The organism is Planctomonas deserti (assembly GCF_003067705.1).
In the GTDB taxonomy this organism is placed as follows: domain Bacteria; phylum Actinomycetota; class Actinomycetes; order Actinomycetales; family Microbacteriaceae; genus Planctomonas; species Planctomonas deserti.
Map to the genome: position 1 here is coordinate 542891 of NZ_QANL01000001.1, position 15755 is coordinate 558645.

General features: G+C 70.8%; 12 protein-coding genes. 4 read left to right on the top strand and 8 right to left on the bottom strand.

What is annotated here, in order from left to right; all coding sequences use genetic code 11:
• Window positions 1–87: 87 nt before the first annotated feature.
• The 3 genes from DAI20_RS02455 to DAI20_RS02465 all read right to left on the bottom strand — a co-directional run bounded on the left by DAI20_RS02455 (window position 88) and on the right by DAI20_RS02465 (window position 2879).
• Window positions 88–828 (bottom strand): hypothetical protein, encoded by a 741-nt coding sequence (locus DAI20_RS02455; RefSeq protein ID WP_108248978.1) that lies wholly within the window; start codon window positions 826–828, stop codon window positions 88–90.
• Between the two features lie 104 nt (window positions 829–932).
• Window positions 933–1865 (bottom strand): right-handed parallel beta-helix repeat-containing protein, encoded by a 933-nt coding sequence (locus tag DAI20_RS02460; RefSeq protein WP_159084881.1) that lies wholly within the window; start codon window positions 1863–1865, stop codon window positions 933–935.
• Window positions 1866–1922: 57 nt separating this feature from the next.
• Complete coding sequence (locus DAI20_RS02465) at window positions 1923–2879, bottom strand: right-handed parallel beta-helix repeat-containing protein (protein ID WP_159084882.1); 957 nt, start codon at window positions 2877–2879, stop codon at window positions 1923–1925.
• A 330-nt stretch (window positions 2880–3209) separates the two neighbouring features.
• Between DAI20_RS02465 and DAI20_RS02470 the strand changes: the two genes are divergently transcribed.
• The gene (locus DAI20_RS02470; protein WP_108248981.1) at window positions 3210–3659 is read left to right on the top strand and encodes an FAD synthase family protein; all 450 of its coding nucleotides are present in this window, start codon (window positions 3210–3212) and stop codon (window positions 3657–3659) included.
• A 59-nt stretch (window positions 3660–3718) separates the two neighbouring features.
• Here DAI20_RS02470 and recQ read toward each other — a convergent pair whose 3' ends face one another.
• Both recQ and trxA read right to left on the bottom strand, forming a co-directional pair.
• Window positions 3719–5587 (bottom strand): DNA helicase RecQ, encoded by a 1869-nt coding sequence (recQ, locus tag DAI20_RS02475; protein WP_108248982.1) that lies wholly within the window; start codon window positions 5585–5587, stop codon window positions 3719–3721.
• Between the two features lie 89 nt (window positions 5588–5676).
• On the bottom strand, window positions 5677–6060 hold the full coding sequence (trxA, locus tag DAI20_RS02480) for a thioredoxin (RefSeq protein ID WP_108248983.1): 384 nt from the start codon (window positions 6058–6060) through the stop codon (window positions 5677–5679).
• A 190-nt stretch (window positions 6061–6250) separates the two neighbouring features.
• On the opposite strand from trxA, the gene DAI20_RS02485 reads away from it, so the two are divergent.
• Entirely contained in the window at window positions 6251–7189 is a 939-nt protein-coding gene (locus tag DAI20_RS02485) for an EamA family transporter (RefSeq protein ID WP_108248984.1), read from the top strand.
• A 120-nt stretch (window positions 7190–7309) separates the two neighbouring features.
• Here DAI20_RS02485 and DAI20_RS02490 read toward each other — a convergent pair whose 3' ends face one another.
• Window positions 7310–9394 carry a DEAD/DEAH box helicase gene (locus tag DAI20_RS02490; RefSeq protein ID WP_108248985.1) on the bottom strand — a complete coding sequence of 695 codons (2085 nt, stop codon included), beginning with the start codon at window positions 9392–9394 and terminating at the stop codon, window positions 7310–7312.
• A 414-nt stretch (window positions 9395–9808) separates the two neighbouring features.
• On the opposite strand from DAI20_RS02490, the gene DAI20_RS02495 reads away from it, so the two are divergent.
• Entirely contained in the window at window positions 9809–10750 is a 942-nt protein-coding gene (locus tag DAI20_RS02495) for an alpha/beta hydrolase (protein WP_108248986.1), read from the top strand.
• A 75-nt stretch (window positions 10751–10825) separates the two neighbouring features.
• On the opposite strand, the gene DAI20_RS02500 is transcribed toward DAI20_RS02495, so the two are convergent.
• On the bottom strand, window positions 10826–14023 hold the full coding sequence (locus tag DAI20_RS02500) for an efflux RND transporter permease subunit (protein WP_108248987.1): 3198 nt from the start codon (window positions 14021–14023) through the stop codon (window positions 10826–10828).
• Between the two features lie 218 nt (window positions 14024–14241).
• On the opposite strand from DAI20_RS02500, the gene yczE reads away from it, so the two are divergent.
• Entirely contained in the window at window positions 14242–14892 is a 651-nt protein-coding gene (gene yczE, locus DAI20_RS02505) for a membrane protein YczE (RefSeq protein WP_205781325.1), read from the top strand.
• 54 nt (window positions 14893–14946) lie between these two features.
• On the opposite strand, the gene DAI20_RS02510 is transcribed toward yczE, so the two are convergent.
• The gene (locus tag DAI20_RS02510; protein WP_108248988.1) at window positions 14947–15690 is read right to left on the bottom strand and encodes a MerR family transcriptional regulator; all 744 of its coding nucleotides are present in this window, start codon (window positions 15688–15690) and stop codon (window positions 14947–14949) included.
• Window positions 15691–15755 lie beyond the last annotated feature (65 nt).

Genomic DNA, 15755 nt, shown 5'->3' on the forward strand with positions numbered 1-15755 from the left:
CGGACGACGGCCGTCGTCCGATGTGGATCGAGTCCACCTGGGAAGCCCTCGCATCCTACGACAGAGTGCGTATCCCGGCGAGAGGATCTACCGAGGCGCTGCGCCCTCGAACACCACCACACCCGCCTCAGTGGAGTAGTCCACCTCGATCCGCACCCGGTCGCGCTGGTCCTCGGGAACGGTGAAGATGTAGGCGCCCGTCGCGGTCTGACCCGCCGCCACCTCGGCGGGCAGGTTGCTGCCGTTCGGTCCGGTCACGGGCGGCGCGGGCGTCTCATCGTCCCCGTAGTAGAGGTTGACGACCACAGTGCCCAGTGAGGCGGCCTCGTCGTCGGTGTTCGTGACGTTCACGGCGAAGCGCAGCGCCGGACCGGCGAGCTCGCCCGCACCGCGGGGCTCGCCCTCCACGGCGGCAAGGTCGGCGATGGCGATGGTGACGCCGGGCACCGCCTGCGACGGCTCGTCGAGGGGCGCGGACTCCTCCGGCGTCCCGACGGCGGGGTCACCGGGCGGGGTCCCGGGGGCGGGCGTCTCGGTGGAAGGGGTCTCGCCGGCGGGCGTCTCGGTCGCACCCGGCTCCGCGGAGGCGGACGGCTCGGGGTCCGGCGTCGGCTCTCCGGGGGTTTCGGACGGCGACGCGGACGCGCTCGGCGTCGGCTCTGCCGTGCCCGCGGCACCGGGGTCGCTGTTCTGACCGCGGAGCCCGAGGGACGCGAGCACGATCACGACGATCAGCAGGACGATGCCGCCCACCACGAAGACCCACCGGGGGATCCTCCGACGGCCGGGCTCGTCGATCGGCATGGTGTCCTCGTTCACGTCGCTCACGGCGCTCCCTATGTAATGCGGCCCACGGCCGGCGCTGTTCCGCTTGCGCCGAGCCGGTGACTCGTCAGTGTAGGGCCACGGCGGGCCGAGCCGTCACCGGACGCTCACCGCCCGCGTGTCACCACGACCTCGGTGCCGTCATCGCGGTACACGTTGCCTTTCAGCTGGATCTGCGTCGTCGGCGGGGCGATGATCGCGCAGTTGGGGTGCGAGGTGTTCCTGCCGAACCGGTTGTCCTCTATCACCATGCCGAGGATCGGGCCGCGACCCTTCTCGGACACGTTGACGGTGCAGAAGCCGTCGTCGACGGTGTTGCCCGTGAAGCTGAGGTTCGACACCGGTCCGAGGTCCTGGGTCACCTGCAGCACCGCGTTGTGCGGGCCCGACATCACGTTGTTCCGGATGCGGATGTTGTCCCCGGCCTGCACCTGGACGGAGTCGTCGTGGCTCGCGCCCCCGCCCTGGTTCGGGTCGACGCTGAAGTGGAGGTTGTCCTCGAGACGCGAGTCCTCGACGAGCACGTCGTCGCCCGTGATGTGCACGGCGTCGACGACCTGATGGATCAGCACGTTGCGCAGTTCGAAGTTCGAGCCGAGGACGCCGTTGATCCAGGGCGAGGGCACGGCTCCCACCAGCTCGCTGTCGATGACCGTGAACGGGAATCCGCTCTTGTAGTTGCTGACGAGCGAGACGTTCTTCTCCGCGGCGCGGCCTCGGACGACCGAGTTCATGATGGTGACGTCCGGCGCCTTGATGGTCACGAACCCGCGGATGTCCATGCCGTCGAGGATCGTTCCCGGCTTCGTCACCACGATGTCCCCCTCGTGCACCACGAGCCGGGTGCCCGGAGGAACCCCCGGTTCGTTCGTGTTGAACACGACGGCGGGCGCGGGGTCCGGCTGCCGCACGGACCACGCGACGGCGAGCAGCAGGAGCACGAGCACCGCGAAAACGGCGATGGCGGTCCTGTGCCGACGATGGAACGTCGGCACAGGACCGCCGTGCACGGCCGGGTCGACAGAACGGGGCGCGCGCATGATGGGCCAGTTTACGGCCAGGGGACCTGAGCGATGACCGGGGTCACCGCCCGGCGGCTAGTCGCCGCGGGTGACGGTGACGAGCGGACCGTTGTCCTCGAACCAGTTGTTGACCAGCGAAGGCTTGGTGCTGGTCGGAGAGATGATGGCGCAGTCGGGGTGCTCGGTGTTCAGGCCGAACCGGTTGTCCTTGAAGGTGAGGCCGTAGATGGGACCGCGGTCCTTCTGGGAGATGTTGACGCTGCAGAAGCCGTGGTCGACGGCGTTGCCCTCGAAGAGCAGGTTCGAGACGTCGCCGGCGTCCTGGGTCACCTGAAGGACGGCGTTGTGGGCGTCCGTCATCACGTTGTCGATGATCTTGATGTTGTTGCCGGCCTGGACCTGGATCGAGTCGTCGTGGCTGGGGCCGTTGCCGTGGTTCGGGTCCCTGTCGTAGTGCAGGTTGGCGTGCAGCCAGTTCCGCTCGACGGTCACGTTGCTGCCCGTGATGTGGATCGGGTCGATCACCCGGGAGATCTGGGTGTTGCGCACCGTGAAGTTGGAGCCGAGGATGCCGTTGATCCACGGCGAGGGGTAGCTGGCGCGCAGCTCGCTGTTGATGACGGTGAAGTTGTAGTTGTTGCCGTAGTTGCTGATCATCGAGTTGTTGCTCGAGAGCGCCTTGCCCCGCACGAGCGTGTTCTTGATGGTCACGTCCGGCGCCTTGATGCGGATGATGCCGCGCACGTCGAGGCCGTCGATGACGGTGCCCGCCTGGGTCACGGTGATGTCGCCGTTGTGGACCTTGAGGTCGACGCCGTCGGGCACGCCTGCGCCCTCACGGACCGCGCTCACGGAGACCACGCCGGAGCGCGACACGATCGCCTCCGCGGCAGAGGCGGGGGCGGCGCCGGCGGCACCGCCGACGAGGACGGCGGAGAGCGCCGCGGTCCCCGCGAGGAGCGCCACAGGCTTGCGCCAGGTGGGACGGATGGTTCTTGAGGCGCGCGAAAGGCGCGATTCGGCAAGTGCCATGAGGGAGAGAGTCCTTTAGTCGTCCTGATATGGGCGCATCAGGTTCAGATGTGTCGCGCAACTGTTTCCGGGCTCGTTATGCGACCGTTACATTTGATCGGGGTACACCGTAACAGAAATTCAGCGCAACCCCAGTACTTTTTCGCGGTCCCTCAGTACCGTGCGGGGGACAACCTTGGAATCCACTGGTCGCAACCCCCCGAACGCGGGGTACGCTTCGGCCCCTCCCCGACTTCAGGAAAGAGGCTCTCGCCGGGTAACGTTCTTCTCGTCCTCGCCGACTACCCCCCGGCGACATGGGGACGACTACCCGAGAAGAGAAGCGCACACGTGACGCGAAAAATTGGCTACGCCGCAGGCGCGTTCGACCTGTTCCACGTCGGCCACCTGAACATCCTCAAGCACGCGAAGAGCCAGTGCGACTACCTGATCGCGGGCGTCGTCTCCGACGAGATGCTCGAGCTGACCAAGGGCATCACCCCGGTCATCCCGCTCGCCGAGCGCCTCGAGATCGTGAGCCACATCAGCTACGTCGACGAGGCCATCGCCGAGGTGCTGCCGAGCAAGCTCGACACCTGGCGCCAGGTCGGCTTCGACGTCTTCTTCAAGGGCGACGACTGGCGCGGCACGGAGAAGGGCCGCCGGCTCGAGCAGGAGTTCGCCGCCGTCGGCGTCGAGGTCGTCTACTTCCCCTACACGGCGCACACCTCGAGCACCCGGCTGCGCACCGCCCTCGACGCCCTGTCCGCCAGGGCGACGTCCAGCGTCAACGAGGCCTAGGCCAGCGCGGCGTAGGTCAGCGAAGCGTAGTCAGCGCGGCGCAGTCAGCGCGGCATAGGTCAGCGCGGCGTAGCGGACAGCACCTCGAGCACGGCCTCGCCGTAGGTCTCGAGCTTCTTCTGGCCGACCCCGCCGATCCCGGCGAGTGCCGCGAGCGTGCTGGGCCGCGTCGTCGCGAGCTCGCGCAGGGTGGCGTCCCCGAAGACCACGTACGCGGGCACGCCCTGCGATCGCGCCTGCTCGGCCCGCCACTCGCGGAGCCGCTGGAACAGCGCGGCCGCATCGGCGTCGAGGTCCGAGTTCGCCTTCGCGAGCCCGGCCCCTCGGGCGCCGGACCTCCGGGAGGGGCGCTTCGGCTCCTCCCGCATCATCACGGTCCGTGTGCCGCTCAGCACCGCCCCGCTCGCCTCCGTGATCACGAGCGTGCCGAAGCCGTCGTCGTTGACGGCGAGGAGACCCTGGGCGAGCAGCTGGCGCACGACGCCGCGCCACTGCATGTCGGTCAGGTCGGTGCCGATGCCGAAGACCGTCAGGGTGTCGTGGCCCTGCTGCTGGACCCGCGGGGTGAGCTTGCCCAGGAGGATGTCGATGAGGTGGCCGGCGCCGAAGCGCTGGTTGCGCTCCCGCTGCAGGCGCACGACCGTCGACAGCAGCTTCTGGGCGGGCACGGTCCCGTCCCACCCGGCGACCGGCTCGAGGCAGGTGTCGCAGTTGCCGCACGGCTCGCTCGCCTGCCCGAAGTAGGCGAGCAGCTGCACCCGGCGGCAGCCGATGGTCTCGCAGAGCGCGAGCATGGCGTCCAGGTGCGCCGACAGGCGCCTGCGGTGCGCGAGGTCGCCCTCGGAGTCGTCGATCATCCGTCGCTGCTGCACGACGTCCTGCAGCCCGTAGGCGAGCCACGCGGTCGACGGCAGGCCGTCGCGACCGGCGCGCCCGGTCTCCTGGTAGTAGCCCTCGACCGACTTGGGGAGGTCGATGTGCGCCACGAAGCGCACGTCCGGCTTGTCGATGCCCATGCCGAACGCGATGGTCGCGCACATCACGATGCCGTCCTCGCGGAGGAACCGGGACTGGTTGGCCGCGCGGGTGCGGGCGTCGAGGCCGGCGTGGTACGGCAGCGCAGGGATCCCCTGGTCGACCAGGAACTTCGCGGTCTTTTCGACCGTGTTGCGGGACAGGCAGTAGACGATGCCGGCGTCGCCCCCGTGCTCCGTCTTGATCAGGTCGAGGAGCTGGCGCCTCGGCTCGTCCTTCGGCACGATCCGGTAGCGGATGTTGGGCCGGTCGAACGACGACACGAAGTGCCGGGCGGAGCCGAGCTTCAGCCGCGCCGTGATGTCGGCGTGGGTGGCCTCCGTCGCCGTCGCGGTCAGCGCGATCCGCGGCACACTCGGCCAGCGGTCCGCGAGCATCGACAGCGCGAGGTAGTCGCGCCGGAAGTCGTGCCCCCACTGCGAGACGCAGTGGGCCTCGTCGATGGCGAACAGGGAGATCGTCGCGCGGTCGAGCAGCTGTCCGGTGCGCTCGAGGATGAGGCGCTCCGGCGCGAGGTAGAGCAGGTCGAGCTCCCCCGCGAGCAGCCGTCGCTCGACGTCGCGCACCTCGTCGAGGCTCTGCGTCGAGTTCAGGAACTCGGCACGCACGCCCACGGCACGGAGCGCGTCCACCTGATCCTGCATGAGCGCGATGAGTGGCGAGATGACGACGCCCGTGCCCTCGCGTACCAGGGCGGGCACCTGGTAGCAGAGGGACTTGCCGCCGCCGGTCGGCATGAGGACGAGGGCGTCCCCGCCGCCGATGACGTGGTCGACGATCTGCTGCTGATCGCCCCGGAAGGACTCGTAGCCGAACACGCGTCGGAGCAGTTCGAGCGCGGTGCCGACGGGGCGCGCATCCTCGGTCGCGGGCAGGACGGTCATCCCCGACATCGTAGCCGCCCGGGGGTCACGGAACGCCGGGAACGACGCCAGCGGCCCGCCCCAGGAGGGGCGGGGCCGCTGCGCACGGGAGGTGCGGGCTAGCTGTCGCTCGGCGTGCCCGCGGCGGCCTCGGCCTCGGCCTGCGCCTTCAGCGCGGGGATGTCGACCGCCCGGACCTGCTCGATCAGGGAGTCGAGGGCCTGGGGCGGCAGGGCGCCGGCCTGGTTGAAGATGAGGGTCTGGTCCTTGAAGACCATGAGCGTCGGGATGGCGGTGATGTTCGCCTGCGCGGCGAGCGCCTGCTGGGCCTCGGTGTCGACCTTCGCGTAGACGATGTCGGGGTTTTTCGCGGAGGAGGCCTCGAACACGGGGGCGAACTGCTTGCACGGGCCGCACCAGTCGGCCCAGAAGTCCACGATCACGATGTCGTTGGTGTCCACGGTGGTCGCGAAGTTCTCGGCGGTCATTTCCTGCGTCGGCATGGCGGTGTCTCCTTCGGGCGTTCTACTTCGGGCTTTCTGCGTCGGTCAGTGGGTATAACACCGCGGGGAGGGCAAACATTTCCCGCCCTCGTCGGCCGGCGATCATTCGATCCGGCGAGGGGCGGCCCATCCCCGCCGCCAGGGGGCAGGGGGCAGGGGGCAGGGGGCAGGCAGCCACTAGGGTTCAACGATGCTCACCGTCCTCGTCGGCCTCCTTGGCGCGCTCGTCTACGGTGCGGCGGACTTCCTCGGCGGGCTGGGCGCGCTGCGCACGAGCTCCCTGCGGGTGACCGGCGTTGCGGCGGTGGCGGGGCTGGTCGCGCTTCTCGCCGCGCTGCCGCTCGTCGACAGCGAGTGGTCCGCGTCCGCCCTCCTGTTCGGCGGCATTTCGGGCGTCTCGGGCGCCATCGCCATCTCGCTGCTCTACGCGTGCCTCGCGATCGGGCCCATGAGCATCCTCTCCCCCGTCACCGCGGTCGTGTCCGCGGTGGTGCCGATGACCTGGGGTCTGCTCGGCGGCGAGCGGCTCGGCCTGATCGGCTACCTCGCGCTCGTCGTCGCCCTCGTGGCCGTCGTGCTCGTGGGGTTCACTCCGGGCGAGCACGCGGTGCGACCCAGCACGCGCGGGCTGCTCATGGCGGTGGGCTCCGGCGCCATGATCGGCGTCTTCCTCGTGCTCATCGACCAGACGCCCGAGGACTCCGGCCTGGTGCCGCTCATCGCGAACCGCACGGTCAACGCGGCCATCATGCTGGTGCTGCTCGTCGGGCTCGCCCTGCTCGCCCGGCGCCGTCGCATGCCGCAGGCGCTTGTGCCGGGTGGGGACGGCGTCCCTCCGCTCGAGGGTGGCGCCGCACCGGGCTCCTCCGCCGGATCCGCCCGCTTCGTCGGCGGCTCCGGCTGGCTCCGCTTCGCGATCGCGTGCGGGGTCGTGGACGCGGCGGCCAACACGCTCCTGCTCGTCGGCATCCGCATCGGCGACCTCACCGTGATGAGCGTGCTCACCGCCATGTACCCCGCGGGCACGATCCTGCTCGCCGCCGTCGTGCTGCGCGAGCGCATTGCGCGGCTGCAGGTCGTCGGCCTCGTGCTCGCCCTGGCCTCGGCCGGGATGCTCGCCCTCGCCTGACCGCATCGACCCGGGCGGCACCGCCCGCTTAACGGCCCCTGCCCAGGCAGAAGGATCGTGCGCAGCTCAAAGCTGGGCAGGATCCTCCTGCCTGGGCAGGGGGATGAGGCGGGCGCGGGACTAGACCGCGGCGAGCTCGTCGAGCAGCACGTCGCCCGCGGTGGCGGGCTGCACCATCGCGGTGACCTCGGCGCGGTCCAGCAGCTCCTCCATGCGGCGACGGCGCGAGCGGTTCACCAGGGTGACCACCGTTCCGTGCTTGCCCGCGCGGCCGGTGCGGCCGGAGCGGTGCATGTAGGTCTTGTACTCGTCCGGCGGGTCGGCCTGGATGACCAGGCTGATGTCGTCGACGTGGATGCCGCGCGCGGCGACGTCCGTGGCGACGAGCACCTTGACGCGTCCGCTCGTGAGCATCTGCAGGTTGCGGGTGCGGCGGGACTGGTTGAGGTCGCCGTGCAGCGACGTCGCCGGCACGCCGGCGTCCTCCAGCTGGTCCGCGAGCTGCTCGGCGTACGCGCGGGTGCGGGCGAAGATCAGCGTCTTGCCCTCGCCCTGCACGAGCTGCTCGATGATGGCCGACTTCTCGCGCTGCTCGATGAGGAGCAGCCGGTGGTCGATGGTCGAGGACGCCTGGTCCTCGCCCGCCACCTCGTGCACGGCCGGGTCGGTGAGGAACTCGTTCACGAGCGAGGCGACGGCGCGGTCGAGCGTCGCGGAGAAGAGCAGCCGCTGGCCGCCCGGCGCCGTCTGGCGCAGGATGCGCTGCACCGGCTCCAGGAAGCCGAGGTCGCACATGTGGTCGGCCTCGTCGAGCACCGTGATCTGGATCTCGCGCAGGTCGAGCCGACCCTGCTCGATCAGGTCCTCGAGGCGGCCCGGGGTCGCGATGAGGATGTCGACGCCGCGCTGCAGGGCACCCACCTGGCGGTACTGCGGCACGCCGCCGAAGATCGTCGCGGTGAAGAGACCGACGCTGCGGGCGATCGGCTGCACCGTGCGATCGATCTGCATGGCGAGCTCGCGGGTCGGCGCGAGGATGAGCGCGCGGGGCTTGCGGCCCATCTTGCGGTTCTTCGCTCCGTTGTTCTCCATCAGGCGCTCCACGAGGGGCGCGCCGAAGGCGATGGTCTTGCCGGAGCCGGTGCGACCGCGGCCGAGCACGTCGCGCCCGGCGAGCACGTCGGGGATGGTCGCCGCCTGGATCGGGAAGGGCGACGGGGCACCGAGCTGCGCGAGCTGGGCCACGATGTTGCCACCGAGACCGAGCTGCTCGAAGGTCACGCCCTCGACGTCGCTCGCCGTCGTCGCCTGCGCCTCGAGGCGCTCGAGCACGACGTCGTCGTTCGGCGTGAACGGCGCGGAGGTGTCCCGCGACGGGTAGAACTTGCTGTCGCCCGTGCTGGCGCGGTGGTCGTCGCGGCGGGGGCGGTCCTCGTCGAACGAGCGGCGCGGTCCGCGGCGCTCGGCGTCACCGTCACGGCGGGGTCGGTCGCCCTCGAAGGAGCGGCGGGGACGGTCCTCGTCGAACGAGCGACGGGGTCCGCGACGCTCGGCGTCGAAGGGGCGGCGCGGCCGTTCGTTCTCGGCGTCGCGACGCGGGGCGCGGTCGTCGAAGCTGCGCTGCGGGCGGTCCTCGGAGAACCGACGGCGCGGGTTCTCGTGGTCGCCGGTCGAGGGGCGTGCGGTGCGGTGCGGGCGGTCGCCCGAGGACGGGCGCTCCGAACGCTGCGGACGGTCGCCGTAGGGGCGCTGGGGGCGGTCGCCGTACGAGGGACGCTCGGACCGGTCGCCATAGGAGGGACGCTCGGACCGCTGCGGACGGTCACCGTACGACGGACGCTCCGACCGCTGCGGACGATCACCGTACGACGGACGCTCGGACCGCTGCGAGCGGTCGCCGTACGACGGACGCTCCGATCGCTGCGGGCGGTCGCCGTAGGAGGGGCGCTCGGACCGCTGCGGACGGTCACCGTACGACGGACGCTCCGACCGCTGCGGACGGTCACCGTAGGACGGACGCTCGGCGGGGCGGTCGCCCTCGCGGCGCGCGGCCCGCTCGTCGGCGTTCCAGCGCTGCTTCTTGGGTCCGCCGGTCTCGTCGGGGCGGTAGCCGCGGTGGCCGGGGCTCCGGCTGCCGGACTTGCTGCGGGAGGGCTCGTAGTTCTTGGCGGGGCGGAAGCCGCCGCCGTTCTTGTTCTTGGGCATGCGTGATGTTCCTGGGTTGTTCTCGAGTGCATGACAGGTGCGTGAGTCGGGATCCGCGCGCAGCGCGAACGTCGCGCTGAACCGCGCGACACGTGCTCTAAGCACGCCGAGAACCGGGCAATCGATGACCGGGGCCGTGTCAATACGTGACATTCATCAGCGGATGCGCTGAGAAACCGGCCCACTGACTTACAAACCCATCCGCCCTGAGAACAGGGCGGTGTCAGAGCCGACCTGTCTACGGTAGTGCCCCGGCGCAGGAATGTCACCCCGCGCCCTGCTGGTTCCCAGCATGCGCGTGCCCCGACCGGGGGACTTACCGCCTCCGAGCGGCGTCACCTAGTCTGTGTCCACGCTCCCCGCGTCACCCCAGGCAAGACGGAGCCCGTCTTCCTCGTACGCACCGGAGCCCGCATGAAGCACAGGACGTTGATCCTGGCCGCCACCACGACGGCCCTGGCCATCGCGGTGTTCGCTCCCGCGACCCCGGCCGTGGTCGAGCCTGCGGCGGCGGAGTCGACCACGGTCGGCATCGCCGGCTGGCTGGGCGACCCCTCGGTGACGGTCACCCCCGACGTGCGGTACGGGACGGACGGCGACGGATCACCGCTTCTGCTCGACGTCTGCAGCCCGGCCGTCGATGACGACACCGAGCTCCTGCCCGCCGTTCTCGAAATCCATGGCGGCGGCTGGTCGCGCGGCGACAAGGCCGAGTCGACCTGGCGCGCGACCTGCGAGTGGCTCGCCTCCGAGGGCTTCGTGACGATCAACGTGAACTACCGGCTCGCCCCCGCGGCCACCTTCCCCGCCGCAATCGACGACGTGACGCGGGCGCTGCGCTGGCTGCGGGATCCCGCGACCGCGGCTCAGTACGGCGTCGACCCCGAGCGCATCGGCGCCTTCGGCGGATCCGCGGGCGGGAACCTGGCCGCGCTGCTCGGCACCCGGGGGTCCGGGAGCACGACGACGGGTGATCGCGTCGCTGCCGTCGCCAGCGTGTCCGGCCCCATGGACCTGACCGCGCACGGCCAGACCCTCGGCGAGCTGCCGCGCTGGCTGGTCGCACGGGAGCTCTCCTACCTGGGCTGCGCGGACTTCGCCGACTGCGCGGCCGCGGAGGACGCGTCGCCCACCCATCAGGTGGACCCGACCGACCCGCCCGTGCTCGTGGCGCAGTCGGCGGACGAGTTCATCCCGCAGGGCATGTCCCGCGCGTTCGCGGATGCGCTCGCGAGGGCGGGGGTCGAGCACCAGCTCGAGATCACCGAGGGAGCCGCGCACTCCACCGCGGCGCTCGACGAGGCGCTCCGCGCGACGGTGTCGGACTTCCTGCATCGGCACCTGTCCGCGGACTAGCCGCCGGCGCAGGTCCGGAACGAGTTCCGGCACGGCGGCGGGAACGCCGTCCGGCACGGCGGCCCGAACGCCGACTCAGGCCGTGGCCGTCGCCTCCGTCGCCTCCGTCGCGTCGTTCCCCCGGGTCCGCCGCCGCCCGCGCCACCCCTGGAACCGCAGGAGGAACGCCTCCCACAGGTAGTAGACGACCGGGAGCACCACGAGGGTCAGCACGGTCGACGACAGGAGGCCGCCGATCACGACGATCGCGAGCGGCTGGGAGATGAAGCCGCCGCTCCCCGTGATACCCAGGCCGAGCGGCAGCAGCGCGAAGACGGTGGCGAGCGCCGTCATGAGGATGGGGCGGAGACGACGTGACGCGCCCTCGATGATCGCCTCGCGCAGCGGGCGGCCGCGGGTGCGGTACTGGTTGATGAGGTCGACGAGCACGATGGCGTTCGTCACCACGATGCCGATGAGCATCAGCACGCCGATGAGGGACGGGACGCCGAGCGGGATGCCCGTGAGCACCTGCAGCAGGATGGCGCCCGTCGCGGCGAACGGCACCGAGATGAGCAGCAGCAGCGGCTGCACCAGGCTGCGGAAGGTCGCGACCATCACGATGTAGACGATGAGGATGGCGGCGAGAAGGGCGATGGCGAGCTGGCTGAATGCGTCGCCCTGCTGCGCGGTGACGCCGCCGAGCGTCGCGTCCGCGCTGCCGGGCAGGTCGAGCTCGTCCACGGCCGCCTGCACGCGCGCGGAGGCGGTGCCGACGTCGTCGCTGTTCGGCGTCACGCTCACCGTGGCGCTGCGGAACCCCTCGGTGGTCGTGATCGCCGCGGGTCCGTCGACCTGCTCGACGGAGGCGAGCGAGGACAGCGGCACGAGCCCGGCCCGCGTGGGGATACTGAAGTCGCGAAGCTCCTGCACAGTGGCGGGCGCCTGGGGGTTCGCGATGTAGATGTTGAGATTGTCCTCGTCGATGACGACGGAGCCGATGGCGGCGGGCAGCTTGGCCTCGGTCACGATGCCGCCGACGGCGATCTCGCTGAGCCCGGCGGCCGCGGCGGCCGCGCGGTCCACCCGCACCGCGAGGTAGGGCTGGGTGACGGCGAGGTTGCTGCTGGCCTGCGCGACGACGTCGAGGTCGCGCACGGCGGCGAGCACGTCCTCGGCGGCGGCGTTCAGGTCGGCCTGCCCGTTCGCGGTGATGTCCACCTCGATGTCCGACGAGGCGAAGCCGGACCCGGCGCCCGACACGGTGATCTCGCCGACGTCATCCAGTCCGGTCGCCGCGGCGCGCACGTCCGCCTGGAGGGCGTCCTGGTCGGCGTCTGGATCGGTGGTGAGGGAGAACGTGATGCCGCCCCCGCCGAGGAACGCCGCCCGGATCGAGTCGCCGCCGCCGATCGAGACCTGGACGGTGTCGACGCCCTCGACGTCGAGCAGGGCGTCCTCCACCCGGGTCGCCGCGGCGTCCTGCGCCTCGAGGCTGGTGCCCGCGGGAAGGTCCTGGGTCACGGTGAGCGTGTTCTGCCCGCTGCCGCCGATGAAGTTGGTCTTCATGCTCGGCACAAGGGCAGCGGTGCCGCCGAGCACGAGAACGGCGGCGAGGATCGTGACGACGGGACGGCGCAGGGTCCAGCCGATGACGGGGAGGTAGCCGCGCTGCAGTCGCGACGGCGGCTCCGCGTGGGTGAGCACGTCGGCCCCGGCGCGGCGTGCGCGCCGGGTGGGAGCGGCGGCCCCGTCCGGGAGCGTGCCCGGGGCGCCCGAGGTCTCGGCCGCTGCGGCCGCGTCGGTGTCCTTCGCGCGGCGCTTCGACGGGCGGAGGAACCAGTAGGCGAGCACCGGGACGATGGTCAGCGCGACGAACAGGGACGCGGCGAGCGCGATGGTCACGGTGAGCGCAAAGGGGCGGAAGAGCTCGCCGGTGATGTCGCCCACGAGCGCGAGCGGGAGGAACACCGCGACCGTGGTCACGGTCGACGCGGTGACCGCCCCGGAGACCTCGCGCACGGCCGCGAGGATCGCGCTCATCCGGTCGGGCGTGAAGGAGAGGTGTCGCTTGATGTTCTCGATGACGACGATCGAGTCGTCCACCACGCGGCCGATGGCGATGGTGAGCGCGCCGAGCGTGAGGATGTTGAGCGTGTAGTCCGCGGCGAGCAGGCCGATGAACGTGATGAGCACGGATGCGGGGATCGAGATCGCCGTCACCAGCGTCGACCGGATCGACACGAGGAAGACGAGGATCACGATCACGGCGAACACGAGACCGAGGAGCCCCTCGGTGGTGAGGCTCTCGATGGACTGCTCGATGAACGGCGCCTGATCGAACACGATGGTGAACGCGGTGTTGCTCCCGATGTCGTCGGCGAGCGACGGCAGCAGGTCTTGCACCACGTGGGAGACCTCGACCGTGTTGCCGTCCGGGGTCTTCGTCACCGCGACGGTGAGGGACGGCTCCCCGTTGACCCGCGAGATGCCCGTGACGGGATCGTCCGCGACGGTCACGGTCGCGACCGAGCCGATGGTGGCCGCGGCGCCCCCGCCGAGCAGCGGAAGCGACGCGATCTCGTCGGTGCTCGCGATCCGGCTGCCGGCCTGCACGCTCAGCGTGCTGCCGTTCTCCGTGATCTCCCCGGCGGGCAGGAGCGTGCCGTTGGCGTCGAGCGCGTCCCGGATCGCCTGCGTGCTGAGACCGTCGGCCGCGAGCGCGGCGAGGTCGGGCGTGATGACCACGCGCTGCCCGGTGGTGCCGAGGAGGCTCGCCTCGCGCACGCCCTCGAGCGCCTCGATGTCGGTGAGCGGGGAGCCCTCGAGCGCGTTCGTCAGCTCCTGCGGCGCCAGGTCGCTGGTCACCGCGATCTGCAGGACCGGCAGGTCGTCGATGCTCCCCGTGATCACCTGGGGGTCGACGTCCTGCGGCAGCAGCGACTCGATGCGGTTGATCGCCTGCTGCACCTTCTGCTCGGCGGTGGCGAGGTCGGTGCCGTACTGGAAGGACGCGGAGACGGTCGAGATGTTCGTCCGCGAGGTCGCGGTCGTGTTCTCCAGCCCCGGCACGGCCTGGACGGCCGTCTCGATCGGGGTGCTGACGTCGGTGTTCACCACCTCGGGCGCGGCACCCGGGTAGGTGGTCACGACGACGAGCTGCGGGAACGTGACCGAGGGGATGAGCTCCTGCTTCAGCGAGTTCAGCGCGATCCCACCGAAGATGCCGATCACGATGGTGACGAGCGCGATGAGCGCCCGGTTCCGCAGGCTGAAGACGGAGAGTAGGTGCACTGTGCTGGCTCCCGGAAGGACTGTGCGCCGCGGATCGCGACGAGCGTCGGACGTGCACCTCGCGAGTGCGGGGCCAGTATCGCACCGCACGTGGGGAAATCCCGGTGAGCGCTGGGCGCCCGGGGCCGGTTCTGGATGCGGCGCCCGGGCAGAAGAACGGCAGGAACTCGTGGTGGCGGGGCAGGACCGGCGGCCGCCGCGCGTGGTCAAATGAGTCGGTGACGCGACGCATCCCTCAGCTCCTCGTCGGGCTGTTCCTCTACGGCATCTCCCTCAGCATGATGATCCGGGCCGGCGTCGGCGTCTCCCCCTGGGACGTGCTCAGCCAGGGCGTCTCGCTGCGGACGGGCATCCCGTTCGGCCTCGCCACGAACCTCATCGGGCTCCTGGTGCTGCTGCTCTGGATCCCGCTGCGCCAGCGACCGGGTGTTGGCACCGTGCTGAACGTGCTGCTCGTCGGCCCGTCGGCCGAGGTCGGCTTCCTCTTCATCAGTCAGCCGGATGAGCTGTGGGCACGCATCCTCCTCTTCGCCGGCGGACTCGTGCTGCTCGCCGTCGCGAGCGGGCTGTACATCGGCGCGAACTTCGGCCCGGGACCGCGCGACGGCCTCATGACGGGACTCCACCAGCGCACGGGCTGGCGCATCTGGATCGTGCGCACGAGCATCGAGATCGTCGTGCTGGCCATCGGCTGGCTCCTCGGCGGCAACGTCGGCCTCGGTACCGTCGCGTTCGCGCTGTTCATCGGACCGCTGATCAACATCACGATGCCCCTCTTCGCCATCCCGACTCGGCAGAAGGATGGGTCCGCGGGCCGGAGCGGGCGACCGCGCCCGTCGAAGCCCGCCCTGGACACCCCGGCCGGCTAGCGCCGGGAGGGTACCTCCCCCGGCGCCGGGCGGGCGTGAGCCCCGGGCACCCCGCTACAGGGTGCGCTCCGCGAACGCGCGCATCGCGTCGCGCACGTACTCCGCGTACACGATGCCGTCGCGCGTGTAGTTGGCCGCGAAGCGGGGGTCGTCCACGTACATCTGCCCGAGTCCCTCGAAGTACTCGCGGGACACGTCGCCCACGGGCGCCTTCAGCCACTCGTAGTGCCGGCGCGCGATCGACTGCACCTCGTCGGACGCGGGGTCGAGGCCAGCCGCGCTCGCGTCGCCGTAGTCGCTCGCGATGCGCAGGTGCCGCTCCTGGAACTCGCGCCTCTCGGCCTCGCTCATCGAGCGCCACCAGCGGTCGCCGTGGGCGTAGGCGTCGCGACCCCAGCGCTCCTCGACCTCCTCGCGATACTGTGTGTGGTCGAATCCGTCGAACATCTCGTCTGCCATCAGTTGTTCACCTCCCTTCCATTTGCGGATCGTCGTCTCGATCGACCGGATCTGCCGATCGATGCGGTCCTTCTCCCGGCGGAGCTCGGCCAGGTGGCCGGTCAGCGCGCTGACGTCGTCGGCCTGGCCGTCCAGCACGCGGCGGATGTCGGCGAGCCCGAGCCCCAGCCCCCGCAGGAGCAGGATGCGCTGCAGGCGGGCGAGCGTGCCCGGGTCGTAGAAGCGGTATCCGTTCGCCCCCACCCGCGCAGGCGTGAGCAGGCCGATGTCGTCGTAGTGCCGCAGGGTGCGCGAGGTGGTTCCCGACGCCCGCGCGACCTCCTGGATCGACCACTCCATGACGCCTCCCTTCCTCCACCGCCGAGCACTGCCTCGGTCGTTGTCGCACCTTCCACGCTAAAAGT